The 26,184-nt window shown below is 69.1% G+C and carries 26 protein-coding genes; 18 read left to right on the top strand and 8 right to left on the bottom strand.

From position 1 onward, the window contains the following. Positions 1-97: 97 nt before the first annotated feature. A complete protein-coding gene (hspQ, locus tag ACYQOP_RS19130) occupies positions 98-451 on the bottom strand; it encodes a heat shock protein HspQ (RefSeq protein ID WP_056453784.1) in 354 nt (117 codons plus the stop codon). Between the two features lie 298 nt (positions 452-749). Beyond that, positions 750-1,802 carry an HpcH/HpaI aldolase/citrate lyase family protein gene (locus ACYQOP_RS19125; RefSeq protein ID WP_056425762.1) on the bottom strand — a complete coding sequence of 351 codons (1,053 nt, stop codon included), beginning with the start codon at positions 1,800-1,802 and terminating at the stop codon, positions 750-752. Between the two features lie 326 nt (positions 1,803-2,128). Between ACYQOP_RS19125 and ACYQOP_RS19120 the strand changes: the two genes are divergently transcribed. Beyond that, positions 2,129-3,409 (top strand): patatin-like phospholipase family protein, encoded by a 1,281-nt coding sequence (locus tag ACYQOP_RS19120; RefSeq protein WP_461223476.1) that lies wholly within the window; start codon positions 2,129-2,131, stop codon positions 3,407-3,409. Between the two features lie 3 nt (positions 3,410-3,412). Here ACYQOP_RS19120 and ACYQOP_RS19115 read toward each other — a convergent pair whose 3' ends face one another. After that, positions 3,413-4,615, bottom strand: a complete 1,203-nt coding sequence (locus ACYQOP_RS19115; RefSeq protein ID WP_461223475.1) for an FAD-dependent monooxygenase — start codon at positions 4,613-4,615, stop codon at positions 3,413-3,415. 196 nt (positions 4,616-4,811) lie between these two features. Between ACYQOP_RS19115 and ACYQOP_RS19110 the strand changes: the two genes are divergently transcribed. Together ACYQOP_RS19110 and ACYQOP_RS19105 are read left to right on the top strand one after the other, a co-directional pair. Beyond that, complete coding sequence (locus tag ACYQOP_RS19110) at positions 4,812-6,203, top strand: GntP family permease (protein WP_461223474.1); 1,392 nt, start codon at positions 4,812-4,814, stop codon at positions 6,201-6,203. Between the two features lie 109 nt (positions 6,204-6,312). Continuing rightward, the gene (locus ACYQOP_RS19105; protein ID WP_461223473.1) at positions 6,313-7,077 is read left to right on the top strand and encodes an alpha/beta fold hydrolase; all 765 of its coding nucleotides are present in this window, start codon (positions 6,313-6,315) and stop codon (positions 7,075-7,077) included. A 222-nt stretch (positions 7,078-7,299) separates the two neighbouring features. On the opposite strand, the gene ACYQOP_RS19100 is transcribed toward ACYQOP_RS19105, so the two are convergent. Next, complete coding sequence (locus ACYQOP_RS19100) at positions 7,300-7,593, bottom strand: hypothetical protein (protein WP_461223472.1); 294 nt, start codon at positions 7,591-7,593, stop codon at positions 7,300-7,302. Between the two features lie 104 nt (positions 7,594-7,697). On the opposite strand from ACYQOP_RS19100, the gene ACYQOP_RS19095 reads away from it, so the two are divergent. From ACYQOP_RS19095 to ACYQOP_RS19085, 3 genes are all read left to right on the top strand, one after another. Further along, positions 7,698-8,672, top strand: a complete 975-nt coding sequence (locus ACYQOP_RS19095; RefSeq protein WP_461223471.1) for a quinone oxidoreductase family protein — start codon at positions 7,698-7,700, stop codon at positions 8,670-8,672. A 128-nt stretch (positions 8,673-8,800) separates the two neighbouring features. Then, entirely contained in the window at positions 8,801-9,433 is a 633-nt protein-coding gene (gene pncA / locus ACYQOP_RS19090) for a bifunctional nicotinamidase/pyrazinamidase (protein WP_461223470.1), read from the top strand. Positions 9,434-9,506: 73 nt separating this feature from the next. Further along, a complete protein-coding gene (locus ACYQOP_RS19085; RefSeq protein WP_056425741.1) occupies positions 9,507-9,713 on the top strand; it encodes a hypothetical protein in 207 nt (68 codons plus the stop codon). A gap of 90 nt (positions 9,714-9,803) precedes the next feature. Here the strand turns inward: ACYQOP_RS19085 and rimO are convergent, their stop codons facing one another. After that, positions 9,804-11,147, bottom strand: a complete 1,344-nt coding sequence (rimO, locus tag ACYQOP_RS19080; protein WP_461223469.1) for a 30S ribosomal protein S12 methylthiotransferase RimO — start codon at positions 11,145-11,147, stop codon at positions 9,804-9,806. 271 nt (positions 11,148-11,418) lie between these two features. On the opposite strand from rimO, the gene pabB reads away from it, so the two are divergent. From pabB to ACYQOP_RS19060, 4 genes are read left to right on the top strand one after another with little or no spacing between them, the layout of a single operon-like run. Beyond that, a complete protein-coding gene (pabB, locus tag ACYQOP_RS19075; protein WP_461223468.1) occupies positions 11,419-12,816 on the top strand; it encodes an aminodeoxychorismate synthase component I in 1,398 nt (465 codons plus the stop codon). Then, on the top strand, positions 12,813-13,415 hold the full coding sequence (locus ACYQOP_RS19070) for an anthranilate synthase component II (protein WP_461223467.1): 603 nt from the start codon (positions 12,813-12,815) through the stop codon (positions 13,413-13,415). Before pabB ends, ACYQOP_RS19070 begins: the two co-directional genes overlap by 4 nt. Next, the gene (locus tag ACYQOP_RS19065) at positions 13,402-14,247 is read left to right on the top strand and encodes an aminotransferase class IV (RefSeq protein ID WP_461223466.1); all 846 of its coding nucleotides are present in this window, start codon (positions 13,402-13,404) and stop codon (positions 14,245-14,247) included. Before ACYQOP_RS19070 ends, ACYQOP_RS19065 begins: the two co-directional genes overlap by 14 nt. After that, positions 14,220-14,684, top strand: coding sequence for a DoxX family protein (locus tag ACYQOP_RS19060; protein WP_461223465.1), 465 nt, complete (start codon positions 14,220-14,222; stop codon positions 14,682-14,684). Before ACYQOP_RS19065 ends, ACYQOP_RS19060 begins: the two co-directional genes overlap by 28 nt. A gap of 37 nt (positions 14,685-14,721) precedes the next feature. Here the strand turns inward: ACYQOP_RS19060 and mazG are convergent, their stop codons facing one another. Beyond that, positions 14,722-15,552 carry a nucleoside triphosphate pyrophosphohydrolase gene (mazG, locus tag ACYQOP_RS19055; protein ID WP_461223464.1) on the bottom strand — a complete coding sequence of 277 codons (831 nt, stop codon included), beginning with the start codon at positions 15,550-15,552 and terminating at the stop codon, positions 14,722-14,724. 739 nt (positions 15,553-16,291) lie between these two features. Here mazG and ACYQOP_RS19050 point away from each other — a divergent pair. Together ACYQOP_RS19050 and ACYQOP_RS19045 are read left to right on the top strand one after the other, a co-directional pair. After that, positions 16,292-17,410, top strand: coding sequence for a replication protein RepA (locus ACYQOP_RS19050; protein WP_056425726.1), 1,119 nt, complete (start codon positions 16,292-16,294; stop codon positions 17,408-17,410). A gap of 89 nt (positions 17,411-17,499) precedes the next feature. Continuing rightward, complete coding sequence (locus ACYQOP_RS19045; RefSeq protein WP_461223463.1) at positions 17,500-17,970, top strand: winged helix-turn-helix domain-containing protein; 471 nt, start codon at positions 17,500-17,502, stop codon at positions 17,968-17,970. Between the two features lie 3 nt (positions 17,971-17,973). Here ACYQOP_RS19045 and ACYQOP_RS19040 read toward each other — a convergent pair whose 3' ends face one another. Further along, positions 17,974-18,672 carry a DJ-1/PfpI family protein gene (locus ACYQOP_RS19040; protein ID WP_461223462.1) on the bottom strand — a complete coding sequence of 233 codons (699 nt, stop codon included), beginning with the start codon at positions 18,670-18,672 and terminating at the stop codon, positions 17,974-17,976. A gap of 83 nt (positions 18,673-18,755) precedes the next feature. On the opposite strand from ACYQOP_RS19040, the gene ACYQOP_RS19035 reads away from it, so the two are divergent. The 5 genes from ACYQOP_RS19035 to ACYQOP_RS19015 all read left to right on the top strand — a co-directional run bounded on the left by ACYQOP_RS19035 (position 18,756) and on the right by ACYQOP_RS19015 (position 23,443). Then, a complete protein-coding gene (locus ACYQOP_RS19035) occupies positions 18,756-19,769 on the top strand; it encodes a GlxA family transcriptional regulator (protein ID WP_461223461.1) in 1,014 nt (337 codons plus the stop codon). Between the two features lie 145 nt (positions 19,770-19,914). Further along, positions 19,915-21,654, top strand: a complete 1,740-nt coding sequence (locus tag ACYQOP_RS19030) for an ArnT family glycosyltransferase (RefSeq protein WP_461223460.1) — start codon at positions 19,915-19,917, stop codon at positions 21,652-21,654. After that, on the top strand, positions 21,651-22,394 hold the full coding sequence (locus tag ACYQOP_RS19025; RefSeq protein WP_461223459.1) for a glycosyltransferase family 2 protein: 744 nt from the start codon (positions 21,651-21,653) through the stop codon (positions 22,392-22,394). Before ACYQOP_RS19030 ends, ACYQOP_RS19025 begins: the two co-directional genes overlap by 4 nt. A gap of 88 nt (positions 22,395-22,482) precedes the next feature. Next, the gene (locus tag ACYQOP_RS19020) at positions 22,483-22,824 is read left to right on the top strand and encodes a lipid-A-disaccharide synthase N-terminal domain-containing protein (protein WP_056425711.1); all 342 of its coding nucleotides are present in this window, start codon (positions 22,483-22,485) and stop codon (positions 22,822-22,824) included. Between the two features lie 10 nt (positions 22,825-22,834). Next, complete coding sequence (locus ACYQOP_RS19015; protein WP_461223458.1) at positions 22,835-23,443, top strand: pyridoxamine 5'-phosphate oxidase family protein; 609 nt, start codon at positions 22,835-22,837, stop codon at positions 23,441-23,443. 116 nt (positions 23,444-23,559) lie between these two features. Here the strand turns inward: ACYQOP_RS19015 and metC are convergent, their stop codons facing one another. Next, positions 23,560-24,750, bottom strand: a complete 1,191-nt coding sequence (gene metC / locus ACYQOP_RS19010) for a cystathionine beta-lyase (protein ID WP_461223457.1) — start codon at positions 24,748-24,750, stop codon at positions 23,560-23,562. A 286-nt stretch (positions 24,751-25,036) separates the two neighbouring features. On the opposite strand from metC, the gene ACYQOP_RS19005 reads away from it, so the two are divergent. Then, positions 25,037-26,044 (top strand): amino acid ABC transporter substrate-binding protein, encoded by a 1,008-nt coding sequence (locus ACYQOP_RS19005; RefSeq protein ID WP_461223456.1) that lies wholly within the window; start codon positions 25,037-25,039, stop codon positions 26,042-26,044. Positions 26,045-26,184 lie beyond the last annotated feature (140 nt).

Here is a 26,184-nt window from a genome sequence, read left to right as displayed (position 1 = left end):
GCTTCATGACAATAAGAAAAGGCCGGGCGGCGAGCCCGGCCTTTTTCATTCGCACCGCCGATGAGAGAGCTCCGCGATGTGGGGTCCCGTCCGGGACTCAGTTCGCGTGCGCGCCCCGAAGGCGGTAGGCGCCGTCCGAATCCCGCTCGAACACCTCCGGAATCCCGGCATGGCGCAGGGCCTCGCCGGACGTGTCGGGAATGAGGTTCTGTTCGGAGACATAGGCCACGTACTCGCTCTCCGCGTTCTCGGCGAGAAGGTGGTAGAACGGCTGATCCTTGCGCGGCCGTACCTCTTCGGGAATCGCCAGCCACCATTCCTCGGTGTTGTCGAAGATCGGGTCCACGTCGAAGACGACGCCGCGAAACGGGTAGATCCGGTGGCGCACCACGGCGCCGAGGCCGAACTTGGCGGTGCGCGTCTGGATTCCGGTGGGAGAGAAATCGGTCATGACGCCAAAATAGGATGCGTCGGACAGGTTGTCATCGTCGGCGTTGCCACGCCGCATCGCAAGGAGCCGTCTCGGTCTGCAGATCTCGGACGGCATCCGGCCGATCGCTTCGGGATCCGTGGCTGCGGGAAGCGGAGGCGAAGCCGGAGCGGCGGTGAGGGGGGTCGAACGAACGAGGCTGTGCCTGAGCCGCCCCCTCACCTTCGGCTGCCGCCTCGCTTCATGCCCCGACGAGGAGGCATGAAGCCCTCTCCCCGCGTGCGGGGAGAGGGAAGGCCATCTCAGTTCGGGCCAGAGGTCACTTCAGGCCGTAGGTCTTGGCGAGCTCCGGGTCCTTCTCGGCCACCAGCCGGGCCAGATCGACGATGACCTTGGCCTGTTTCCAGGTGGCGTCGTCCTGCATCTTGCCGTCGAGCATCACCGCGCCGGTCCCGTCCGGCATCGCCTCGACGATCCGCACCGCGAAGGCGACTTCCGCCGGATCGGGGGCGAAGACGCGCTTGGCGATGGCGACCTGGTTCGGATGCAGGGTCCAGGCGCCGGCGCAGCCCATTAGGAAGGCGTTGCGGAACTGAGCCTCGCAGGCATCCCCGTCCGAAAAGTCGCCGAATGGGCCGTAGAAGGCCTTGAGGCCGTTGGCCATGCAGGCATCGACCATCTTCGCGATGGTGTAGTGCCAGAGGTCCTGCTGGGCGCTAGCCCGGGCGGCGCCGTCGCTCGTCGGGTCGGCGATGACCCGGTAATCCGGGTGGCCGCCGCCGACGCGGGTGGTCTTCATGCCGCGTGAGGCCGCGAGATCGGCGGGGCCGAGGCTCATGCCGTGCATGCGCGGGGAGGCGGAAGCGATGGCGTCGACATTGGCGACGCCTTCGGCGGTCTCCAGGATGGCGTGGACGAGGATCGGCTTCGAGACGCCGTGCTTCGCCTCGAGCTGGGCCAAGAGCTGGTCGATATAGTGGATGTCCCATGGCCCCTCGACCTTGGGCACCATCACCACGTCGAGCTTGTCCCCGACCTGGGACACGATCTCGAACAGGTCGTCGAGAATCCAGGGGCTGTTGAGGGCGTTGATGCGGGTCCACAATCCGGTGCCGGAGGCGGCGAAATCGGTGGCCTGCGCCATGGCGACGAAGCCCTTGCGCGCGGCTTCCTTCTGATCGACCGGCACGGCGTCCTCGAGATTGCCGAGCACCACGTCCACGGTGGCGGCGAGTTCCGGCACCCGGGAACGGACCTTGTCGTTGTGCGGCGGCACGAAATGGATCATCCGCTCGAGCTTCACCGGCAGGTCACGGAACGGGGCCGGCGCGCCTGTGGCGAGCGGCTGGAAGAAGCGGCGCGGTAGTTTCATCGGGACTCGGGCTCCGGCTATGGATAGTCGTTGGACCAGGTCGACGACCTGCATATCGTATTCAGGTCGTCGACCTAGGGTGTTGGCACCGCATCATCTTTACCGAAAACCAGATCTGACTTTCCGGATGATGCTCTAGCCTCGAAGCGGTTAGTCAAGGTTACCCCCCGCGTAAAGGCGGGTTTTGGGAGAAGACCGCTTTCCCAACGACGTGCGCTGGCGCATGTTCGACGCAAGGGGAGGGTCCACGGACCGGAACCGGCCGGTCGACGCCGGGTTCTCGCAGCAGAGGCGGGCGTTTCGAGACTTACCAAGGACACTCTCTCATGTCCGGATCATCCAGCCGACACGGTCTCTTCTATGCGGCCAGCATGGTGGCCATGCTCGGCATCGCCGGACCGGTCGAGGCCGCTCCGGCCCATGCGGGCGCACCGGCGAGATCCGCTCCTCTCAAAGAATCGTCGAAGTCATCGCCAGCGAGATCATCCGAACGGGTCGCGTTCACGGCCGGTGATGCGGCCGATGCCAGGCCCGACGGCCTGAAGAGTCATCTCCGGATACCAGCCGACGACACCAAGGCCTTCCAGAATCTCATCGACGGCGCGGGTGCCGCGTCCGATCCGTGGCTGGTCCTGTCCGGCGGCGGCGAGAACGGGGCCTTCGCCGCCGGTCTCCTCAACGGCTGGTCGAAGGCCGGCAACCGGCCCGCTTTCGGAATCATCACCGGGGTCAGTACGGGGGCGATGATCGCGCCCTTCGCCTTCCTCGGATCCAGCGCCGATGCGACACTGGCGCACGCCTATACGGAGATCTCGGCCGCCGACGTCTTCGAATTCGGCGGTACCAACGAAGCCCTGACCGATACCTGGCCGCTCAAGCGCCGGATCGAGCGGATGGTGACGGGCAAGCTCCTCGCCGACATCGCTGCCGAGCACGCCAAGGGACGTCGCCTGTTGGTGGCGACCACGGCAGTGGACAGCGAACGCCCCGTCCTGTGGGACATGGGCGCCATTGCCTCCGAGGGCGGCCCGAAGGCGCTCGACCTGTTCCGCGCGATCATCCTCGCCTCCTCGGCGGTGCCGGGCGTATTCCCGCCGGTGATGATCGACGTGGTCGGTACGGACGGGAAGCGCTTCCAGGAGATGCATGCGGATGGCGGCACCACTGCGCCGTTCTACCTGGCGCCGGAAGCCGCGATCCTCGGCAAGGCCAAGGTGAGGCTTCCCACGAGCACGGTCTATCTCGTCGTCAACAACACGGTGACGCCGGACTTCCAGATGGCCACACGCACGACCCTGAGCGTGCTCGGCCGCGCAATGTCGGCCGCGATCAAGGCGCAGACCCGTGCGGCCCTCGCCCTGACGGAGAGCTTCGCCGAACGTAACGGCCTCGATCTCGACGTGGCCCAGATCGACAACCGGTTCACGCGCACCACCTCGGCGCCGTTCGACCAGGATTACATGAAGGCCCTGTTCGCCCATGGCGAGCGCCTCGGGCGGGACGGCACCGCCTTCAGCCGCGGAACGCCCGCGGCCTCGATCCCCACCGGATCGACCGGCGACCGTTTCGGTGCGGCGGATGCGCCGACGAGCCTCGCCCGACGCTGACCGTCACCGCATCAGGGCGGGGGCGCCGAGGCGCGGCAGCACACCCTCCCGCATGACGACGCGGCGCAGCGGCCCGATCGTGGTCATGGCCAGCAGGCCGAGCCCGCGCAGGGCATCGACGGGGATCAGAGAGCTGAGCAGGCTGCGGTTGAGCGTATCCACCGCAGCCGTGCGCAGGCGGGCATCCAGCGCCCGCGAACGGGCGAACCCGGACAAAGCCTCGCGCGAGCCCGGATCGCGTCCGTCCGAGGTCGCGGCCAGGACGCTGTCGCGTAGCGCCGCGGCATCGCGCAAGCCGAGATTGAGCCCCTGCGCTCCGATGGGCGGAAAGGCGTGGGCCGCCTCGCCGATGAGCGCGATGCGAGGCCCGACCGGGGAGGCGACGGAGAGGCCGCGCATCGGCACGAGCCCGCGCGGCCCGTCGATGCGCATGGCACCGAGCATGGCTTGGGCCTGGTCCTCGATGGCGCGCGCGAGGTCGGCATCCTCCAGTTCGGAGAGGCGACGCGCCGGTCCCGCGCCGGTGACCCAGACGAGGCTGGAACGATGCCCGCCGGGGAGGGGGACCAGGGTGAACGGCCCCTGCCGGGTATGGAACTCGGTGGAGACGTCCCGGTGGGGACGCTCATGGGCGAGCAGCGTGGTGATGGCGGCCTGCGGGTAGGACCAGTCCTTGGTGGCGATGCCGGCCTGCTCCCGCATGAGCGAGCGGGCTCCGTCCGCACCGACGACGAGGCGCGCGGCGACGGCTGGGCCTTCCTCCAGACCGATCCGGGCTTCGTCGGCATCCCGCTCCAGCCCCACCGCGTCGCTCTCGAACAGGGTCAGGCCGGGAGCCGACCGGGCCTGCGCTCGCAACGATTCCACGAGGCGGGCGCTCTCCACGTTCCAGCCGAAGGCGTCGAGGCCGATTTCGGTGGAGACGAACCGGGCCGGCGGCGGACGGAACAGGCTACCGGTATCGTCGACGATGTGGAGTTCGGCCAGGGGTGCTGCGTGTGGCGCCACCTCCGCCCAGGCCCCCAGCGCGCGGAGGAAACGCACCGAGCCGTCGAGAAGAGCGACCGTGCGTCCGTCGGCGACGGGGGCGTGGCGGCCGACGAGGGCCGTGGCGATGCCCTCGCGCGCCAGGGCTAGGGCCAGACCGAGCCCGGCCGCACCTGCGCCGACGACGGCCACGTCGAAACGGGGAGAGGACGGCTTCATGTCATCGCTCCTCGGCGAGGGGCACCCTCACCAGACCAGTCGAAGCGGCACCGACCGGACCGCTGCCGTTTCAAATAGGTGCCGTCCGTCTCGGGTCACCTCGCTGTGGCATTGCCACGCTGCGGCTTCTAGCATCAGCTGTGCGTCTCGACAGGGGCAGAGTGCCCGGAGGTTGCCCCATCATGAGAGCGTCGTCATGAGCCTCGCCATCGCGCTGCTGGCGCTCGGCTTCCTGATGCTCGTCGCCTATCGCGGCTTCAGCGTCATCCTGTTCGCCCCGGTGGCGGCACTGCTTGCCGTGCTCCTCACCGACCCGTCCGCCGTGCTGCCGGTCTTCTCCGGCCTGTTCATGGAGAAGATGGTCGGCTTCGTGAAGCTTTACCTGCCGGTCTTCCTCCTCGGCGCGGTGTTCGGCAAGGTCATCGAACTGTCGGGTTTTTCGCGCTCCATCGTCACGGCAGTGATCGATCTCGTCGGCCCGCGCCGGGCGGTGCTCTCCATCGTGCTGGTCTGCAATCTGCTCACCTATGGCGGCGTCTCGCTCTTCGTCGTGGTGTTCGCGGTCTATCCGTTCGCGGCGGAAGCCTTCCGGCTGAGCGAGATCCCGAAGCGCCTCATCCCCGGCACCATCGCGCTCGGCGCCTTCTCCTACACGATGGACGCGCTGCCCGGCACGCCGCAGATCCAGAACATCATTCCCACCACCTTCTTCGGCACCAACACCTGGGCGGCCCCCTGGCTCGGGCTGATCGGCGCCGCCTTCATCCTCGTCGCGGGCGTCGCCTATCTCGACCGGCGCATCGCCTCGGCCAAGGCCAGGGGAGAGGGCTACGGCAGCGGCCACAGCAATGAGCCGACGCCCGTCTCCGACGAAGCCCTGGCGCATCCCCTGGTGGCGCTTCTGCCGCTCGTCGTGGTCGGCCTCTCGAACCTCGCCTTCACCGCGCTCATCCCGCGCCTCTACGGGGCGAAGACCGAGACCATGCTGGCGGGGCTCGACAAGCCGATCGTCACGACCCTGTCCTCCGTCACGGCGATCTGGGCGGTGGAACTGGCGCTGCTGGCCGGCATCCTCACGGTCTTCGTCTTCGCCTGGAGGCCGGTCTCGAAGAGCTTCGCCGAGGGCAGCCGCGCGGCGGTGGCGGGCTCGCTGCTCGCCGCCATGAACACCGCCTCCGAATACGGGTTCGGCGCGGTCATCGCGGCGCTGCCGGGCTTCATCGTCATCCGCGAGGCACTCTCCGCGATCCCCAATCCGCTGGTGAACGAGGCGGTGACGGTGACGGCTCTGGCCGGCATCACCGGCTCGGCCTCCGGAGGGCTCAGCATCGCGCTCGCCGCCATGTCCTCCACCTTCATCGCGGCGGCCCAGGCCACCGGCATCCCCATGGAGGTGCTGCACCGGGTCGCCGCCATGGCGAGCGGCGGCATGGACACGCTGCCCCATAACGGCGCGGTCATCACCCTGCTCGCGGTGACGGGGCTGACCCACCGGCAGGCCTATGCCGACATCTTCGCGATCACGCTGCTGAAGACGAGCGCGGTCTTCCTGGTCATCGGGGTCTATTACCTGACCGGGCTGGTCTGAGGCGGGCCGGAGGGCGATCATCCCGGCGGGCAGGGTTTCGAGCCGCGCCTGGACTTTCCCCGCGAAGGCGCGGTCAATACCGAATCTGTCGCCGTCAGAGGAGCCCCCGATGGATCGCCGCTCTTTCCTGAGGCTGTCCGTCGCCGCGTCAGTCGTCCCGCTTCTGCACGGCCCAGCTCCGGCCGCACCGGTCCCGCGGGCGCGCAACGTGGTCCTCGTCCACGGCCTGTTCGCCGACGGGTCGTGCTGGTCGGAGGTGATCGGGCGGCTGCAGGCGGCGGGGCTCGATGTCACCTCGGTGCAGAACCCGCTGACCACCCTCGACGAGGCGGTGGCCTCGGTGCGGCGGGTGCTGGAGCGGCAGGACGGGCCGACCGTGCTCGTCGGGCATTCCTTCGCCGGGATGATCATCACGGAAGCCGGCATCGCCCCCAACGTGTCGGCCCTCGTCTACGTGGCGGCACGCGCCCCCGATGCGGGAGAGGATTACGCCGCCCTGGCCAGGACGTTTCCGACACCGCCCGCCACGGCCGGCATCGTCTTCGACGGCGAGTACGGACGTCTCGGCGAAGCGGCCTTCCTGCGGGATTTCGCCGGCGACCTTCCCGAGGCGAAGGCGAAGGTGCTCTACGCGGTGCAGCAGCCCTTCGCCAAAGCGCTGCTGGCGGGCAGGACCACCCAGGCGGCCTGGCGATCGAAGCCGAGCTTCTACGCGGTCTCGACGGAGGACCGGACGATCGACCCCGATCTTCAACGCTTCATGGCGAAGAGGATGGGCGCGACCACGATCGAGGTGACGGCGAGCCACCTGTCCCTGATCTCCCAGCCCGACACGATCGCGAAGCTGATCCTGGACGCCGCCGGCCGGCCCTGACCATCGTCCGGGGGCAGGGCGGATCGAGACCCGCGCCCTGCCGTTTGCCGACCGCCGGGACCTGTCCTATCGTCCGATGCGGCGATGCCGGATCATCGCCGGGACAGGAGAGGTCACATGGCATTCTTCATCGGGATCGCAGGTCCCTGGCTGGTTCTCGCCGTCCTCGACCTCCTGGCGATCCGCCGCGACTTGGAACTGTCGCGGATCCCGTGAAAGACTTCAGCCTTCCGGCTCCTCGACGATCTTCAAGGTGAGTTGCGTGAACGGCCTGATTTCCCAGGCGATCCCGGCCTTGAACATCATCACCACCCGGCAGCGGTCCATGACCTCGAAGGCGGGAAGGCCCGGCTCCGGCTGGAACACGAGCCCCGCGACGACGGCGGGATCGTAATCGGCGGGCCTGATCCAGACGATCTCTTCCATGGAACGCTGCCACCCTCCGTCGCGGTTGCCGGGGAACGCCGCCGCCCGGCCTCTACTCACACGAGGCGGGCGATGTTTCGCAATGGCCATGCCGCCCGCGCCTCCGGCCGGGCACCTCAATCGGCAGCGCCGGACTTGCCCCTTAATACCGGCAGCTTATGTCGCGTCCATCGGACAGACGAGGAGTGACGACGATGCCCAAGGCGATCCGGGTCTACGAGTATGGCGAACCCGAAGTGATGCGCTACGAGGAGGTGGCGGTCGGCGAGCCCGGCCCCGGCCAGATCCGCGTCCGCCAGACGGCCATCGGCGTCAACTTCATCGACATCTACTTTCGCTCGGGCGCCTACAAGGCGGCGCAGCTGCCCTTCACCCCCGGCAAGGAGGGGGCGGGCGTCGTCACCGCCATCGGCGAGGGCGTTACCGGGTTCCGGGTGGGTGAGCGCGTGGCCTACGGTTCGGCCGAGGGCACCTATGCGGAGGAGGTGGTGATCAATGCCAGCGCCGCCGTGCATCTCGCCGACGGGGTCGACGACGACACCGCCGCGGCCATGATGCTGAAGGGCCTCACCGCCGAGTATCTCCTGCACCGCACCTGCCCGGTGAAGCCCGGCGACACGATCCTGTTCCACGCCGCCGCCGGCGGCGTCGGCCTCATCGCCTGCCAATGGGCCAAGCATATCGGCGCCACCGTCATCGGCACGGTGGGCTCGGCCGGGAAGGCGGAACTGGCGCGGGCCAATGGCTGCGATCACGTCATCCTCTACCGCGACGAGGATTTCGCCGCGCGGGTCAGGGAGATCACCGGCGGCAAGGGCGTGCGCGTCGTCTATGACGGCGTCGGCAAGGACACGTTCCCGGCCTCCCTCGACTGCATCGCCCCGCTGGGGATGTTCGTGAGCTTCGGCTCCGCCTCGGGCCCGGTGGAGAACTTCAACCTGGCGGTGCTGGGCCAGAAGGGCTCGCTCTTCGCGACGCGTCCCTCCCTGTTCGCCCATGCGGGGACGCGGTCCACCCTCGATTCCATGGCCGAGAACCTGTTCGGCGTGGTGGCGAGCGGCGCGGTGAAGATCCCCGTCCATGCACGGGCGAAACTCGCCGACGCGGTGCAGGTGCACAAGGATCTGGCCGGACGCCAGACCACCGGCGCCACGATCATGACCCCGTGATCCAAGAATCTCCGGATCCAAGAATCTCCGGATCCGAGCATCCCCTGATTCAGGCATCTCGTGATCCGAGTATCCCGTGATTCAAGGATACCGCGATCCTGGGATCACCCGACAACAGGACGAAGCGAATGATGACCCCAGGTGAGCGCGACCTTCTCCTGGTGGTCGACGTCCAGAACGACTTCCTGCCCGGCGGAGCCCTCGCGGTGCCGGACGGCCATGCGGTGATCGCGCCGATCAACCGCCTCGCCGCCCTGTTCCCGCATGTGGTCCTGACTCAGGACTGGCATCCGGCCGGGCATGTCTCCTTCGCGTCCAGCCATGCCGGGCGACACCCGTTCGAGACCATGGATCTGCCCTACGGCCCACAGATCCTGTGGCCGGACCATTGCATCCAGGGCTCGCCCGGCGCGCGGCTCTCCGACGAGCTGCATGCCGACCAGGCCGAGCTGGTGATCCGCAAGGGCTACCATGCGCATACGGATAGCTACTCGGCCTTCCTCGAAGCCGATGGCGTCACGCCCACGGGGCTCACGGGATACCTGCGCGAACGCGGCGTCACCCGCCTGTTCCTCTGTGGCCTCGCCACGGATTTCTGCGTCGCCTGGAGCGCCCTCCACGGACGGCGCGCGGGGTTCGACATCGTCGTGGTGGAGGACGCCGTGAGGGCGATCGACCAGAGCGGCTCGCTCGCCCGCGCCTGGGACGAGATGGACCGCGCCGGGATCACCCGGATCGACAGCGCGTCCATCGATTCCTGATGCGGCACGATACCCGGTAACTTGGCCGGTGGGTGCCGCGTTGACGGGTCATCGCAGCTGTGATGGAGCGCTCATGTCCAACAAGCACATGAAAACCGACGTCCCGACCGATGCGGACCTCAAGGGCAATCCCGGAATCGGCACCTCGAAGGGGATGACGATGTCGGGGGGCGACCCCCGTGATCTCGAAGGCGAGTCGACTTTCGAAGGCGATGTCGACAACGAGACCACGCCGGAAGGCGGCATCGATCCGAACCACCGCCCGCGCAAGAATTCCTGACGAGCAAGAACTCCTGACGGGTCAGGAACACCCCGGCTAACGAGGAAGGCCCCGCCGGTCGCGGCCGGTGGGGCTCATTGGTGGGCGGTGTCAGACCGCGCTGCCGTAGAGGTCGTAGGCGTCGGCCCGCTCGATCTTCACGGTGACGATGTCGCCGACCCGCAGCGGCCGGCGCGAGGTGACGTGGACGTTGCCGTCGATCTCTGGCGCGTCGTATTTCGAGCGGCCCTTGGCGATACCGCCCTCGACGGCATCGATGATGACCGGCAGGCGCTTGCCCACGCGCGCCTTCTGCAGGCGGGCCGAGACGCCCTGCTGCGCCTCCATGAAGCGGCGCTTGCGCTCGGCCTTGAGTTCCGGCGGGACGAGATCGCCGAGCCCGTTGGCCACCGCGCCGCCCACGGGCTCGTATTCGAAACAGCCGACGCGCTCGAGCTTGGCTTCCCGGATCCAGGTCAGCAATTCCTCGAACTCGGCCTCGGTCTCGCCGGGGAAGCCGACGATGAAGGTCGAGCGGATGGCGAGGTCCGGGCAGATCTCGCGCCAGCGCCGAATGCGCTCGAGCTGTTTCTCCTGGTTGCCCGGCCGGCGCATGCGCTTGAGCACGGACGGGCTGGCGTGCTGGAGCGGCATGTCGAGATAGGGCAGGATCTTGCCCTCGGCCATCAGCGGGATGACGTCGTCCACGTGCGGGTAGGGATAGACGTAGTGCATCCGCACCCAGGCGCCGAGTTCGCCGAGTTCGGCGGAGAGATCGTAGAATTTCGCCCGCACCTCGCGGTCGCGCCAGGGGCTCGTGGCGTAGCGGATATCGACGCCGTAGGCGCTAGTGTCCTGCGAGACCACCAGCAATTCCTTGACGCCGGCCTTCACCAGCTTCTCGGCCTCGCGCAGCACGTCGCCGGCCGGCCGGCTGACGAGGTCGCCGCGCAAGGACGGGATGATGCAGAAGGTGCAGCGGTTGTTGCAGCCCTCGGAGATCTTCAGATAGGCGTAATGACGCGGGGTGAGCTTCACCCCCTGCGGCGGCACCAGATCGAGGAACGGGTCATGGGCCGGGGGCACCGCCTCGTGCACGGCAGCGACCACCGATTCGTAGGCCTGGGGCCCGGTCACCGCGAGGAGGTTCGGATATTTCTCGCGAATTTCCTCGGGCTGCGCGCCCATGCAACCGGTGACGATGACGCGGCCGTTCTCGGCCATGGCCTCGCCGATGGCCGAGAGCGATTCGGCCTTGGCCGAATCGAGGAAGCCGCAGGTGTTGACGATGACGACGTCAGCCCCGTCATGTCGGCGTGCGAGCTCATAGCCTTCCGCCCGCAGATGCGTGAGGATGCGCTCGGAATCCACCAGCGCCTTGGGGCAGCCGAGGGAGACGAAGGAGATCTTGGGCGCGGCTTTCGCCGGGGTCGGAACGGTGACGGATACGGTCATGGTCGCTCGTCGGTCGCGGCCGAGGAAAACTCGACCGGCCGTGATTCTCGGGGCGGAGGGTGCCAGGTTGCAGCCTTCCTATACGCCCATCCTCGCGCGGTTGCGAGGGCGGCGGTTCCGGGCACCATGCCGACAGCCTGCACGGCCCATGCAGCCCGCGCGGCTTCCGTCGGATCGCGACCCGTGTCACCTGTGGCGCGTCATCAGGAAACCATGCCGCAGGAGGGGCCCGTGTCCCAGCCCGCGCCAAGCTCTTAAGTCCGACAGCATCATGTGGACCCGCGAGATCCCCTTCATCGATCCCGTCGCGGCGGCGGAGGCGTTCTCGTCCCTGCCGGGACTGGCCTTCCTCGACAGCGCCATGCGCCACGAGACCCTGGGGCGCGTCTCGATCGTGGCTGCCGACCCGTTCGGGCGGTTCCGCTACGCGAACGGCCGCGCGTCGCTCGACGGACGCCCGCTCGAGGGGTCCGGCCTGGAGGCCCTGCGCGCCTGCCTCGCGCCCTACCGGTTGGCGAGCGACGAAGCGATCGGCTTTCCCGGCGGGGCCATCGGCTATTTCGCCTACGATCTGGGCGCCTGCCTGGAGCGGGTGACGCCGCCGGCCCGCCGCGCCGGCCTCACCGACGACATCGCCTTCAATCTCTACGACACGATCCTGTCCATCGACCATGACAGCCGCACCTGCCGGCTCGTCGCCACCGGCTTTCCGGAACGGACGGATTCCGCCCGCGCCGACCGGGCACGGGCGCGGCTCGACCGTTTCGCGGAGTTGCTCGCGGGCGGCGGCGGCGCCCGGACGAGAGCAGAGGCCGCGCCCCTCGCCTGGCGCTCCAACTTCACCAGGGCTTCCTACGAGGCGGCGGTGGAGACGGTCCGCGACTACATCCGGGCCGGCGACATCTACCAGGCCAACATCGCCCAGCGCTTCGAGGCGGCCCTGCCGGCGGGATACGATCCCTTCTCGCTCTATCACCGCCTGCGTGAGACCAACCCGGCGACCTTCGGCGCTTATCTGTCCTTCGACGCTCTCACCATCGCGTCGAGCAGCCCCGAGCGCTTCATGAAGCTGCAGGGCAGGGCAGTGGAGACCCGGCCGATCAAGGGCACCGTGCGCCGGGTGGAGGACCCCGCCGAGGACCGGGCTCTGGGCGAGGCGCTCCAGGCCAACGTCAAGGAGCGGGCCGAGAACATCATGATCGTCGATCTCCTGCGCAACGACCTCTCGCGGATCTGCGAGCCGCACAGCGTCAAGGTGCCGGTCCTGTGCGGGCTCGAATCCTACGCCTCTGTCCACCACCTCGTCTCCGTGGTGACCGGGACCCTGCGCCAGGGGCTCGACGCCATCGACCTGATCGCCGCCACCTTCCCCGGCGGCTCGATCACCGGGGCCCCGAAACTGCGCGCCATGGACATCATCACGGAGATCGAGGGCGATGCCCGCGAGCTCTATTGCGGGGCCATCGGCGCACTCGGTTTCGACGGGTCGCTCGACACCTCCATCGCCATCCGCACCGTGTTCATGGACGGGGCCCGCGCCGTGCTCCAGGCCGGGGGAGGGGTGACGCTCCTCTCCGACCCGGCCGCGGAGTACGAGGAGACCCTGACCAAGGCGGCGCGGGTCTTCGCCGCCTTCGAGCCGGATCGCAACCGGGGCGAGGCGTCATGATCCTCGTCGTCGACAATTACGATTCCTTCGTCTTCAACGTGGTGCGCTACGTGGAGGAGCTCGGCCAGGAGGTGAGGGTCCTACGCAACGACGCCGTCGACGTCGCCGGCATCCGCGCGCTCGCCCCCGAGGCGTTGATCCTCTCCCCAGGCCCCTGCACCCCCAACGAGGCCGGCGTGACCTTGCCCGCCATCGAGGCCCTGTCCGGCGAGATCCCGATCCTCGGCGTCTGCCTCGGCCACCAGGCCATCGGTGCGGCTTTCGGCGGTCGGGTCGAGCGGGCGGCGCGGCCGCTCCACGGCCAGGCGACGGCGATCCGGCATGACGGGTCCGGCCTGTTCGCGGGCCTGCCCGACCCGATGCAGGTGGGCCGCTACCATTCCCTCATCGTCACGCCGCAGCCGGGCATGGACGAATCCCTCGTCGTCGATGCCGTGTCGGGGGAGGGCGAGGTGATGGCCCTGTCTCATCGGCGCCACCCGACGATGGGCGTGCAGTTCCACCCGGAATCGGTGCTGACCGAGAACGGCCACGCGGTGTTCGGCAACTTCCTCGATCTGGCGCGCCTGTGGCGGGAGAGCCGCGATGCTGTGGTTTGACGGTGCCCTCCACGAGGGCAGCCGCCATGTTTTCGACCTCGCCGACCGGGGCCTGACCCTCGGGGACGGCCTCTTCGACACGGCCCTCTGCCTCGGCGGCCGCCTCGCCTTCCATGAGGCGCATCTCGCCCGGCTCGCCGCCTCGGCCGACGATCTGGGCTTTTCCATCGACCGGGAGGCAGTGGGGGAGGCGATGCGCCGCGTCGCCGCCGCCATCGGCGACGGCGCGCTCCGCACCACGATCACCCGCGGCTCCGGCCCGCGCGGCCTCGCCCCGCCGGAGCCGGCCCGGCCGGTCTGGTGGATCGCCGCCACGCCGCGCCGGGCGGGGTCGGGTTTCGCGCCGGTCTCGCTGCATCCGAGCGGGATCCGCCGCAACGAGACCTCGCCGGCCGCGAGGATCAAGACGCTGGGCTATCTCGACGCCATCCTCGCCGCCCGGGAGGCGAGGGCGCGGGGATTCGACGAGGCCCTGTTCCTCAACACCAAAGGCTACCTCGCCTGCGCCGGGACCGGCAACCTGTTCGCAATCCTGGACGGGCGCCTCGTCACCCCGCCCCTGTCGGACGGCGTACTGCCCGGCATCGTCCGGGCGCAGGTTCTCGGCTTGGCACAATCCCTCGGCATCGGGACCACGGAACGCTCCCTCGCCCTCGAGGAGGTCCTGGCCGCCGAGGCGGTGCTCATGACCAATTCCCTGCGCGGCCTGTCTCCCGTCACGGCGATCGGGACGACGGCGTTCCCCGGCGGGCACGAGACCGTCGCCGCGTTGAGCCACGCGCTCCGCCGTCTCATCGCCGAGGAATGCGGCGTCGCGCCGGAAGTGGCGTGAGGCCGGGCGGCATCGCGCCGAAGGCCCCCACGACGGAGGCCCCAACGCACAGCCGCCTGCTCTCGCGGCTCGGCCTCGCCGCGCTCTATGGCGGCATCGGCCTCCTCCACCTCGCGGCCGCCGACAGGTTCCTGCCGATCATGCCCGATTGGGTGCCCTGGCCGAGGCAGGTCGTCATCCTGACGGGTCTCTACGAACTCGCCTGCGTGGCGGGCCTGTTCGTCGCGCGCACCCGCCGCGCTGCCGGCTACGCCCTGGCCGCCTACGCGATCTGCGTGTTTCCGGCCAATATCAAGCACGCGGTCGAGGGGATCTCCGTTCCCGGCCTGCCCGATAGCTGGTGGTATCACGGGCCCCGCCTCGCCCTCCAACCGGTTCTGGTCTGGTGGGCGCTCCACGCCACGCGGATCGTCGATTGGCCGTTCTGGCGGCGGTAGAGCGCGGGCGGGCGAACGGACCGAAGCAAGCCGGCGATCAGGCTTCCGAACGCTTCACCCGCTGCCAAGCCGCCTCCATGGCGGAAAGATCGGCCTCGTCCAGGCTTGCCCCATCCTCCGCGATCAAAGCCGCCATGGCGTGGAAGCGCCGCTCGAACTTGATATTCCCTCTTTTCAAGGAATATTCCGGGTCTATTCCAGAATGCCGGGCGAGATTCACCACCGCGAAGAGCAGGTCGCCGATCTCCTCGGCGAGGTGATCCGGGTCGTTCCGCCCGAGCGCGTCGGCGACCTCGTCCACCTCCTCGCGGATCTTGGCGACGACCGAGGCCGCGTCCGGCCAGTCGAATCCGTGCCGCGCCGCGTTGCGGCTGATCTTCTCGGCGCGGGTGAGGGCGGGCAGGGCCTTGGCGACGGAGCCGAGGAGGTCGCCCCCGGCGTGTTCGGACCGCCCCGTCTTCTCCGACCGTTCCGCCGCTTTCGCTGCATTCCAGTTGGCGTCGAGCTGCGCCAGGTTCAGGCGCTCGGGACCATCCGCCAGCAGCGACCCATCCGCCTCGAACACATGCGGATGCCGCCGGATCAGCTTGGCGCAGATCGTCCGGACCACGTCGTCGAAGGCGAAGCTCCCGGCCTCCTCGGCGACCCGCGCCTGGAACACGACCTGGAGCAGGAGGTCGCCGAGTTCCCCCTGGAGATCGGCGAGATCGCCGCGTTCGATGGCGTCCACCACCTCGTAGGCTTCCTCCAGCGTGTAGGGGGCGAGGCTGTCGAGGGTCTGGACCTGGTCCCAGGCGCAGCCCCGTTCGGGATCGCGCAGGGCCGCCATCAATCGCAGCAGGGTCTCGATCGGGGCTTCGGATGTCACGGGCTCACCATGCTGGAGAAAGTCAGGAAGGGGGAAGGGCGCAGGTCCGGGCTCGGCCACGGTTAGGCCAACCGGTGGCGTCCCCTCAAGCCGGTGTCGCAGGAGGCGCGATCCATCCTCGTCTGTGCCGAACCTGTGGACCGGGAGAGGAGGAATTCTGGAAATTCCAAGATATCGATCAAAAAAACGTGCCGTCCGGTAAAGCGAACGACCCACCGACCCATTAGGAAAGATATCAGTAACCTCTTTTTAGAGAGTCAGTTCAGCAAGTTATATGGGACGGCGAATTCGCGTGGTCTCCCCGTAGGTTGAGACCCTTTCGCGTATCGAACTCTGCGCGAGGACGTATCGAACTCTGCGTGGTGCCGTATCGGATTCTGCGCTGTCGCGGCCCCGATCCGTATGGGATTCTGCGCCGATCCGTATGGAATTCTGCGGGGAGAACGGGGTTTGCCGGTGAAGTATGGGGATAGAACGGAATTCCGGCCCGTATCGAACTCTGCGTAGACCTCGGAAGGGCTTAGAGGCGCGGTCTCTTCCGGCAGCGGGATCGCCGCACGGGTGCGGCGATCCCCCGGCTGCGGGGTTCCGTGGCCGAGCCCTTGGCCGAGCCCTTCGCCGAGCCCTTGGGCCGACTCCGTGGATTGTCGGGATAAGATCCGGCCCCGGCGACTCCTGGCCTCGGAATCGTGCGATGGCGGGAGTTCAGTGACCAGAGCCGCCGGTATCGATGACAGCCATGGGGATCGAGGAGAAGCTCGCCCAGATCCGTGATCCCGACCTCCTGGAGGAGGTCGAGGCCGGCCGCGGCAGCTTCCTGTTCGGAAGCATCGTCGAGCATATCCTCCATCGGCAGCGTGCCCGCGACGCCGAGGCGGCGAGCCTGCGCGAGGCCGCCGACATGCGCGGCGCCATGCCCCGCGACCGGCGCCGGCGCGACATGGTGCGCGAGGTCATCGAGAACGAACCGACCCTGCCGGAGAACCTGCAGCACATCCACAGCGTGCTGGCCTTGTGCGGCCTGCCCTATCGCGATCCGGGCGATGCCCGCGAGTTCTTCCGGGAGTACGGCCGCAATTCCCTCAGCCTGCTGGCCGGCCGCCTCAAGAACCCGGTCAATGGCGAGATGGAGTTCCAGGGCCTGCCCTACGGCCCCAAGGCCCGCCTCGTCCTGCTGCATCTCTGCACCGAGGCGGTGCGCCAGCGCAGCCCCACCATCACGGTGGCGGACAGCCTGTCGGGCTTCATGAAGGAGATGGGATTTTCCGTCACCGGCGGCGAGCGCGGCACGATCCGGCAGTTCAAGGAACAGCTCAACCGGCTCGCCGCCTGTACCCTGCAGATCGGCCTCTGGGACGGCAGCGACAAGGCCAGCACCCTCAACGTGCCGCCCTTCCGCCAGCTCGACCTCTGGCTCTCGCACGGATCGGGGGAGGGGCAGGTCTGGTCGAAGACCGTCCAGTTCCACCAGGATTTCTACGACAACCTGATCCAGCACGCCCTGCCGGTGGATATCCGCGCGGCCCGCGCCTTCGCCGGCTCGGCCCGCAAGCTCGATCTCCTGTTCTGGCTCGGCTACCGCCTGCGCGTCCTGCAGCGCCCGCTGCGGCTGACCTGGGCCAACCTGCACAGCCAGTTCGGTGCCGACAATGCCAGCATCCGCAGCTTCCGGCAGGCGTTCAAGGCCGATCTCGCCCATATGCAGGAGGTCTTCCCGAAACTACCCGTCTCCCTCGACGAGGCCGGCATGATGCTCCAGCCCGCCCATCCGAGCGCCCTGCTGGTTCCGCCCAGGCTCGGCGGGGCGAAGGCGGGCGCATCCAAGGCCGGTGCGGCACGGCGCGCCCTCGCGGGCTGAGACATCTTCCGAATATTCTAGAGGAATATTCCATCCCGGCACGCCTTCTGCTAGATATTCCGTAATTGGAATATTCCAGAGGTGCTACCATGTTCCTGACGGAAGCCGAGGCCGAGGCACGCCTCTCCGACCTCTATCGTGAGCGGGCCCGGATCGAGCGGGCCATCGCCGACCTCACGCTCTTCCTCGATATCGGCCGCCGGATATCCGAGCCCAGCGGAGGGGCGGGGGACGGGCGGCGCGATCCGGCCCCGGTCGCCCCGTCGCCGGATTCGGCAGGCGAGGAGCCTGCGGGCGAATCCGGCGGCGACCGGTCGCAGGCCCGGCGCGAGGGCCGTCTCCTCATGGAGGCCGCCTCCGAGATCCTCGAGGAGGCGGGCCGTCCCCTCCACGCCGCCGAGATCCTGGAGGGTCTGACCCTGCGCGGCCTGTCGGTCCCCGGCATCGATCCGGTGGCGGCCCTCAACACCCGGCTGTGGAAGCGCTCGGGACCCGACGGTCCGTTCCAGCGCCTCGGCGACGCGGTCTATGCCCTCGCCTCCGGACCCGATGACGAATGAGGCTCAAAACCCCCCGTTCCCGGTGATCCCCGCGATGATCGTTTCGCGGGCGGTGCGCGAGGCAGCGAATCGTGCGCGGGCAGCCGCGACCACCTCAGGCGAGGCGGTGCCGGGATGGCCCGCCGAGAAGGGCGGGGCCGGCGCGTATTCGAGAGCCAGCTGGATCGTCTCGGCTTCCGTCCGGCCCGCGAGTTCCGCCACCGCCGCGAGGGCGAAATCGAGGCCGGCCGTGACGCCGCCCCCGGTGATGATCCGTCCGTCGCGCACGATTCGCTCGTCGACGGGAATCGCCCCGAAGGCCGCCAAGAGGTCGAGGGCGCCCCAATGGGTCGTCGCGCGCTTCCCCCGCAGCAGGCCCGCCGCCCCGAGGATGAGGGCGCCGGTACAAACCGAGGTGACCAGGATCGGCCGCTCGGCTTGGGCGCGCACGAAATCGAGCACCGGCGCGTGCGTCATCAGGGCGTTCACGCCGATCCCGCCCGGAATGCAGAGGAGGTCGAGGGGCGGGCAGGCGGTAAGATCCGTCGTGGGCGTCAACGGCAACCCGGTGGCGCTGACCACGGTGGCGCGGTCGAGGCCGACGAGATGGACGCGCGCGCCGGGCAGCGAGGCGAAGACCTCGTAGGGCGCGGTGAGGTCGAGCTGCTGCACGCCCTCGAAGGTCAGGAGGCCGATCTCGAAGCGGATCTCGGTCTGCGGCATGGCAAGGGTCTCCGGGAGGGGGCGGCAACGGAAAGGCCGCGACTGGACAGATCCGACGATACCGGCGCAGGTTGCCGGCCGACATGACCAAAAACCCTCGTATCCTGCCAAACCAACCATTGCGGGAGCGACCACTCGCCGTGGCAATCCTGGCCTATCCGGGGGTGCAGCTCCTCGATGTAGCCGGTCCGCTCCAGGTTTTTGCCACCGCCAACGACCTTTTCGTCGACGCCGGACGGCCATCCCCTTATCGGGCCAGCGTCGTCGCCGAGCGTGCCGGCTCCGTCGTCACCTCCTCGGGTCTCGCACTGACCGCCGAGGGTCTGGTTCCGAATTCCGGCTCCATCGACACGCTGATCGTCGCCGGCGGGCGTGGGGTTCATGCCCATCTCGACAATCCCGGCCTGGTCTCCTGGCTGTCCGGCCGGGCCGCCCGGTCGCGTCGCGTCGCCTCGGTCTGCACCGGGGCCTTCCTCCTCGGGGCGGCGGGCCTCCTCGACGGCCGCCGCGTGGTCACCCACTGGACCCGCTGCGATGCCCTGCGGGCCCTCTATCCGGCGGCGAGGGTCGAGGCCGACCCGATCTTCATCCGCGACGGCGCGCTCTGGACCTCGGCCGGGGTCACCGCGGGCATCGATCTCGCGCTGGCCCTGGTGGAGGCCGATCTCGGGCGGGAGACGTCCCTGGCCGTGGCGCGTCACCTCGTCGTGTTCCTCAAGCGGCCCGGCGGGCAGGCCCAGTTCAGCGCGGCCCTTTCGCTTCAGGGCGGCGACGACCGGTTCGGCCGCCTCCATGCCTGGATCGGCGAGAACCTCGCCGCCGATCTGACGATCCCCGCTTTGGCCGACCGGGCCGGGATGAGCCCGCGCAGTTTCGCCCGGCATTACCGCGCCGCGACGGGCCGCAGCCCGGCCGAGGCGATCGAGGGCATCCGTTTCGAGGCCGCTCGCCGGCTGCTGGAGGAGACCGACCTGCCGCTGAAGCGCATCGCCGAACGCTGTGGCCTTCGTGCCGAGGAAACCCTGCGCCGGGTCTTCCTGCGCCGGATCGCGACGACGCCCGGTGATTACCGCCGTCGTTTCGCTGCTTTTGCGTGATCCTGGCAGCGCTCCTCCGATGCGGGCGAATTTGACTTTCCCGGCCGCATCATCGACACCGCCGCCCGTCGCGGCATCGACCGATCGTCAAGGGCTGCCCGTCGGCCCGGAGCCGCCCCATGTCCGCCCCACTGCGTCCCGTCTCATGAGAACCGCCGATGCCGGACATGCCGTCCCGCCCGGCGATGGAGCGGGCTTCCTCGACAGGCTGATCGAGGCGGCCTCGGCGAGCCATGCCCGCGCCTGCGCCCTGCTCCTGGCCCTCTGCCTCGTCTGTTTCCTGCCGGGCTTCGTCTCGCTCCAGCCGATGGACCGCGACGAGCCGCGCTTCGCCCAGGCCTCGAAGCAGATGATCGAGACCGGCGACATCGTCGACATCCGCTTCCAGGGCGAGGCGCGCCACAAGAAGCCGGTGGGGATCTACTGGGTGCAGGCCACGGTGGTGAAGGGGGCCGAGGCCCTGGGGGTCGACCGGGCCCGCACCACCATCGCGCTCTACCGCGTGCCCTCGCTGATCGGCGCGCTGTTGGCGAGCCTGTTCACCTATTGGGCGGCCCTCGCCTTCCTGCCGCGCCGGGGCGCGCTCGTCGCCGCCGCCCTGTTCTCGGCCTGCATCATGATCTCGGCGGAGGCGCGCCTCGCCAAGACGGACGCCCTCCTCACCGCCTGCTCGGTCGCCGCGATGGGCGCGCTGGCGCGGGTCTGGCTCGGCCGGATCACGCCCGGACGGACGCGGGGCCGGCCCGATCTCACGACCGTGCTGGTGTTCTGGCTGGCCATGGCGATCGGCATCCTGATCAAGGGGCCTATGGTGCCGCTCTTCGTCGGGCTCGCCGCGTTCGCGCTGTCGCTGAAGGAGCGGTCCGGCCGTTGGCTCATGGACCTGCGTCCCGGCCTCGGCCTCGGGCTGACCCTGGCCATCGTCGCCCCCTGGTTCGTCGCCATCGCGTGGAAGAGCGGCGGCGCGTTCTTCGGCGAGGCGGTGGGTCGCGACATGCTCGGCAAGGTGGGGGGAGCCGCCGAGAAGCACGGCGCGCCGCCCGGCACCTATCTGGCGGTGTTCTTCGCCACCTTCTGGCCGGGGGCCGCCTTCGCGGCGCTGAGCGCGCCCTTCGCCTTCGCCAATCGGCGCGACGATGCGATCGCGTTCCTCCTCGCCTGGATCGTGCCCGCCTGGATCCTGTTCGAGGCGGTGCCGACCAAGCTGCCGCATTACGTCCTGCCGCTGATGCCGGCCGTGGCGATCCTCACCCTCCTGGCCGTGGGGCGCGGCGCCCTCGATCCGGGCCGGCGGGGAGCCAGGGCCGTGGCCGCCCTGGCGGTGCTGATCCCGGTCGGCCTGACCCTCGGCCTCGTCGGCGTGGCCTGGACCTTCGACCACGTGATCCCCGTCGCCGGGCTGCCGCTGCTGCTGGCCTCCTGCGCCGCCGCGATCCTCGCTGTCGTGCTGTTCGCCCGCCGCCTGCCCGAACGGGCGCTGGCCTGCGCCATCCTGGCCTCGGCCCTGCTCTCGCCGGCGGTGTTCGGCCTGACCCAGCCGGTGCTCGCGGCGCTGAAGGTCTCGCCGCGCCTCGCCGCCCTCCGCGACGGGCTGCCCTGCGCCGCCCCGAAGGTCGCCAGCCTCGGCTACCGCGAGCCGAGCCTCGTCTTCCTCATCGGGACGGACCTCGCCATGCTGAATACCGGGGCCGAGGCGGCGGAGTTCCTGGCAGGGGGCGGCTGCCGCCTCGTCTTCGTCACCGAGCCGTTCCTGGACGAGTTCCGGCGGGCGGAGACACGCGCTAAGGATACCCCCGTCAAGGCTGCCCCGGTCGGCCGGGTCTCCGGCTTCAACATCAACAGCGGCCGGCGGATCGACCTCTCGGCCTATGCGGTGACCCCGTGACCCAAACCGACACAGCCCCCTCCACCCGCCTGTCCATCGTCGTCCCGGTGAAGAACGAGGCCGGCAATGTCGAGAGCCTCGTCACCGAGATCGAGCGCGCCTGCTCGGCCCTGGTCCCGTTCGAGGTGATCTATGTGGATGACGGCTCCACCGACTCCACCGGGGCGGTCCTTGGCGATCTGCGCCGTACCCGGCCCTGGCTGCGCGTGGTCCGCCATGCCCGCAGCGGCGGGCAATCGGCCGCGATCCGCAGCGGCGTCGCCGTGGCGCGGGGCGCCCTCATCGCCACCCTCGATGGCGACGGCCAGAACGATCCGGCCTTCATCCCCGCCCTGGTGGCAGCGTTGGAGGAGGGCGGCCGGAGCACGGGCCTGGCCCAGGGCCAGCGCGTCGGCCGCAAGGACGGGCGCCTGAAGACCCTCCAATCGCGCATCGCCAACGGCGTGCGCGGCCGCATCCTCAAGGACGACACCCGCGATACCGGCTGCGGCATGAAAGTGTTCCGGCGCGAGGTCTACCGGGCGCTGCCCTATTTCGATGCGCTGCACCGCTTCATGCCGGCCCTCGTCGCCCGCGAGGGCTACCGCGTGGTCCATGCCGACGTGGTCGACCGGCCGCGCTTCACCGGGCGCTCCAATTACGGCCTGTTCGACCGGCTCTGGGTCGGGCTCCTCGATCTCGCGGGGGTGTGGTGGCTGATCCGCCGCAAGCGGCCCTCGCCCGAGGCGGTGGAGATCTAGACCTTTGTCGTGCCAAGCTCTTTTTTCGCCGAACCGGCATCCACTTCGGCGCAGGGCGCTCTCGTGACCGGTGGGGAGGCCTGAACCCATGCTGATGCAGCTTTCGGAAGACCTGAGCGGCTACGCCTACGACATCTTCGTCACCAAGTTCGACGGCTGGCTCGTCTTCGGCATCCTGGCCCAGGTCGTGTTCGGTGCCCGCTTCATCCTGCAATGGCTGGCGAGCGAGAAGGCTGGCCGCAGCGTCATGCCGCTCTCGTTCTGGTTCCTCTCCATCGCGGGCGGGCTGATGACCCTGGTCTACGGGCTGGTGCGGCGCGAGCCGGTCATCATCTTCGGACAGGCCCTCTCGACGGGCATCTATCTCCGCAACGTCGCGCTGATCCTGAAGGAAAAGCGCCGGAAGTCCGGGGCGGATCCCGTTCCGTGACGTTCTCGGCATGACTCCCCCGACGATTCCGCTGCCGGATTTCTTCGACGATCTCGACGCCAGCCTGGCGCATCTCTGGCAGCTTCTGGAGGACGGGCCGAGGCTGCGCCGCAACGCCTTCCACATGCCGGCCCTCGCCACGGTGGATTCCGACGGCTGCCCGCAGGTCCGCACCATCGTCCTGCGCGAGGCCGACCGGCGGACCGGGATCCTGCGCTTCCATTGCGACCGCCGGTCCCGCAAGGCCGCCGAGATCGCCGCCTCCGGCCGGGCCGCGCTGCACGGCTACGATTCGGCGAGCAAGGTCCAGATCCGGGTCTCGGGCCCGGCCACGCTCCATACCGACGATGCCCTGGCGGATGCCGCCTGGGACGGATCGATGACGATGAGCCGGGTCTGCTATGGCGTGGCGCCGGGGCCCGGCACCGAACTCGCCTCGGGCGAGGGCTATTCCCTGCCGGAGACCGACGCGGCCATCGCCGCCGGCTGGCCGAATTTCTGCGCGGTTCAGGTGAGTGCCACCCGGCTCGAATTCCTGTTCCTCGACCGGCGGGGACACCGGCGCGCCGCCTGGAAGCGGGACGGCGACGGCTGGGCGGGGACCTGGCTGGCGCCGTGAAAGACCCTCCTCCCCCTTGTGGGGAGGAGTTGGAGGTGGGGGTGGCTGGGTGACCCTGTTGCGGAGTCCGGCGGAACCACCCCCACCCTCGATCCCTCCCCACAAGGGGGAGGGGCTCATCCCATCGAGGCGCGCAGGCGTGCGAACCCCGCATCGAGATCGGCCTGCAGATCCGAAATCTCCTCGAGGCCGATATGGAAGCGCAAACCCGGTCCGCCCGGCTCCCAGCGCGTGGCGGTGCGGTAGGTCCGGCAATCGAACGGGATGACGAGGCTCTCGAAGCCGCCCCAGGAAAAGCCCATCCCGAACAGTTCGAGCCCGTCGAGCATCGCCGCCACGGCGTTCGCCGGAGCCGGTTTGAGGACCACTCCGAACAGGCCGGACGACCCGGAGAAGTCCCGCTTCCAGATGGCGTGGCCGGGATCCTCCGGCAGGGCCGGATGCAGCACCCGCAGCACTTCCGGCCGCGCCTGCAGCCAGCGCGCCATGGCGAGGCCCTGGCGCTCGTGCTCGCGCAGGCGCAGGTTCATGGTGCGCAGGCCGCGCAGCGCCAGGAACGCATCCTCCGGCCCGGCGCACATGGCGAAATGCTCGAAGGTGCGGTGGAGCGCCGGCCAGTATCGTTCGTTGGCCGAGGTGAGGCCGAGGAGCAGGTCCGAGCCGCCGCTGAGATATTTGGTTCCCGCCTCCACGGCGATGTCGACGCCCCGCTCATGCGGCGGGAAGAACAGCGGCGTCGCCCAGGTATTGTCCATGATGACGGCGGCGCCATGCGCATGGGCGACCTCCGCGATGGCCGGCACGTCCTGCATCTCGAAGCTCTGCGAGCCCGGCGCCTCCACCAAAACCGCCTTGGTGTTCGTTTGCATCAGAGCGCCGATGCCGGCGCCGACGAGGGGATCGTAATAGGTCACCTCCACGCCGAAGCGCTTCAGCACGCCGTCGCAGAAGATGCGGGTGGGGCGGTAGGCACTGTCGGTGACGAGGAGATGGTCGCCCGCGCTCACCACGCTCATGAGGGCGACCGTGAGGGCGGCGAGGCCGGAGGGTGTCAGCACCGTACCCGCCGCCCCGGCGAGCTCGCTCCAGGCCTGGGTGAGCGAATCCATCGTCGGCGAGCCGCTGGTGCCGTAATCGTAGCGCCCGCGCCGGTGCTGCAGGTCGTCATAGGTCGGGAACAGCACCGTCGAGCCGCGATAGATCGGCGTGTTGACGAAGCCATGCTGCGCGGACGGATCGCGCCCCGCATGGACGAGGCGTGTGGCCGGGCCGAAGCGGGCGGGATCGCGGGGAGGGGTGTTCGACATGGAAACCCGTATGCGGGGAGGGCGGTTGCGCCGCAACCTCAGCCTCGCGGGAGACGACGCGTCAACCTCGCGCTGCCTAAGCCCACCGTCATTCCGGGTCGCCGAAGGCGAGCCCGGAATCCAGAGTCGCGACGGATGTTGGAATCAGCGCTGACGCGGCCGCATGATCGCGATCCATCCTCGCAATGTATGTGCGTCTGGATCCCGGGCTCCGCTATGCGGCCCCGGGATGACGATGGTGAGGGCGGCGGCTTGACCGCGGCGGCCGATCCTCTGCAATGCGCGGATGCGACTGGTCTCGATCCCGCTCCTCGCCATCCTCACCGCGTCTCCTTCCCTCGCCCAAGGCACCCTCGCTCAGGTCAAGGCGCGGGGGCATCTCGTCTGCGGCGTCAGCGGCGGGGTCGCGGGGTTCAGCATTCCGGACAGCCAGGGCCAGTGGCGCGGGCTCGACGTGGATTTCTGCCGGGCGCTGGCGGCGGCGATCTTCGACGATCCGGCCAAGGTGCGGTTCATCCCGCAATCCTCGGCCGCGCGCTTCACCGCCCTGCAATCGGGCGAGATCGACGTCCTGTCGCGCAACACCACCTGGACCCTGTCCCGCGACACCGCCGCCATGAACTTCCCGGTCATCACCTTCTATGACGGGCAGGGGTTCCTGGTGCGAAAGTCCCTCGCCATCATGTCGGTGAAACAGCTCGACCGGGCGACGATCTGCCTGCAGCAGGGCACCACCACCGAGCTCAACCTCGCCGATTGGTTCCGCACGCGGGGCCTGACCTACAAGGTCGTCACCTTCGCCAATAGCGAGCAGACGCTGGGCGCCTACGAATCCGGCCGCTGCGACGCCTATTCCACCGACAAATCCTCCCTCTACGGCGAGCGCCTGAAGACGGCGCATCCGGACGAGCACGTCATCCTCGACGAGGCGATCTCGAAGGAGCCGTTCGCCCCCGGCGTACGCCAGGGCGACGACCAATGGCGCGATCTCGTCGCCTGGACCCATTACGCCATGATCGACGCCGAAGAGGCGGGCATCACTCAGGCCAATGTCGAGGAGATGCGTCGATCGGCGCTCAGCCCCGACGCGAAGCGCATCCTCGGCCTTGAGGGCAAATACGGCGAGGGCCTCGGCCTCACCACCGACTGGGCCTACCGAATCGTCCGCCATGTGGGCAATTACGGCGATTCCTTCGAGCGCAATGTCGGCGCGCAGACACCGCTGAAGATCCCGCGCGGCCTGAATGGCCTCTGGAACCAGGGCGGCCTGCAATACGGGCCTCCGATCCGGTGAGGGGCGTGTGGGAGCAAGACCCTCCCCCCTTCGCGGGGGAGGGTGCCCGCGGAGCGGGCGGGAGAGGGGCCGGCACAGGTCTTTCCGGAGAGGGCGCTCCCCTCACCCGACCTTCGCTGACGCGAAGGCCACCCTCTCCC

Source organism: Methylobacterium sp. CM6247, assembly GCF_054817925.1.
This window is presented reverse-complemented; position numbering and strand designations above follow the sequence as displayed.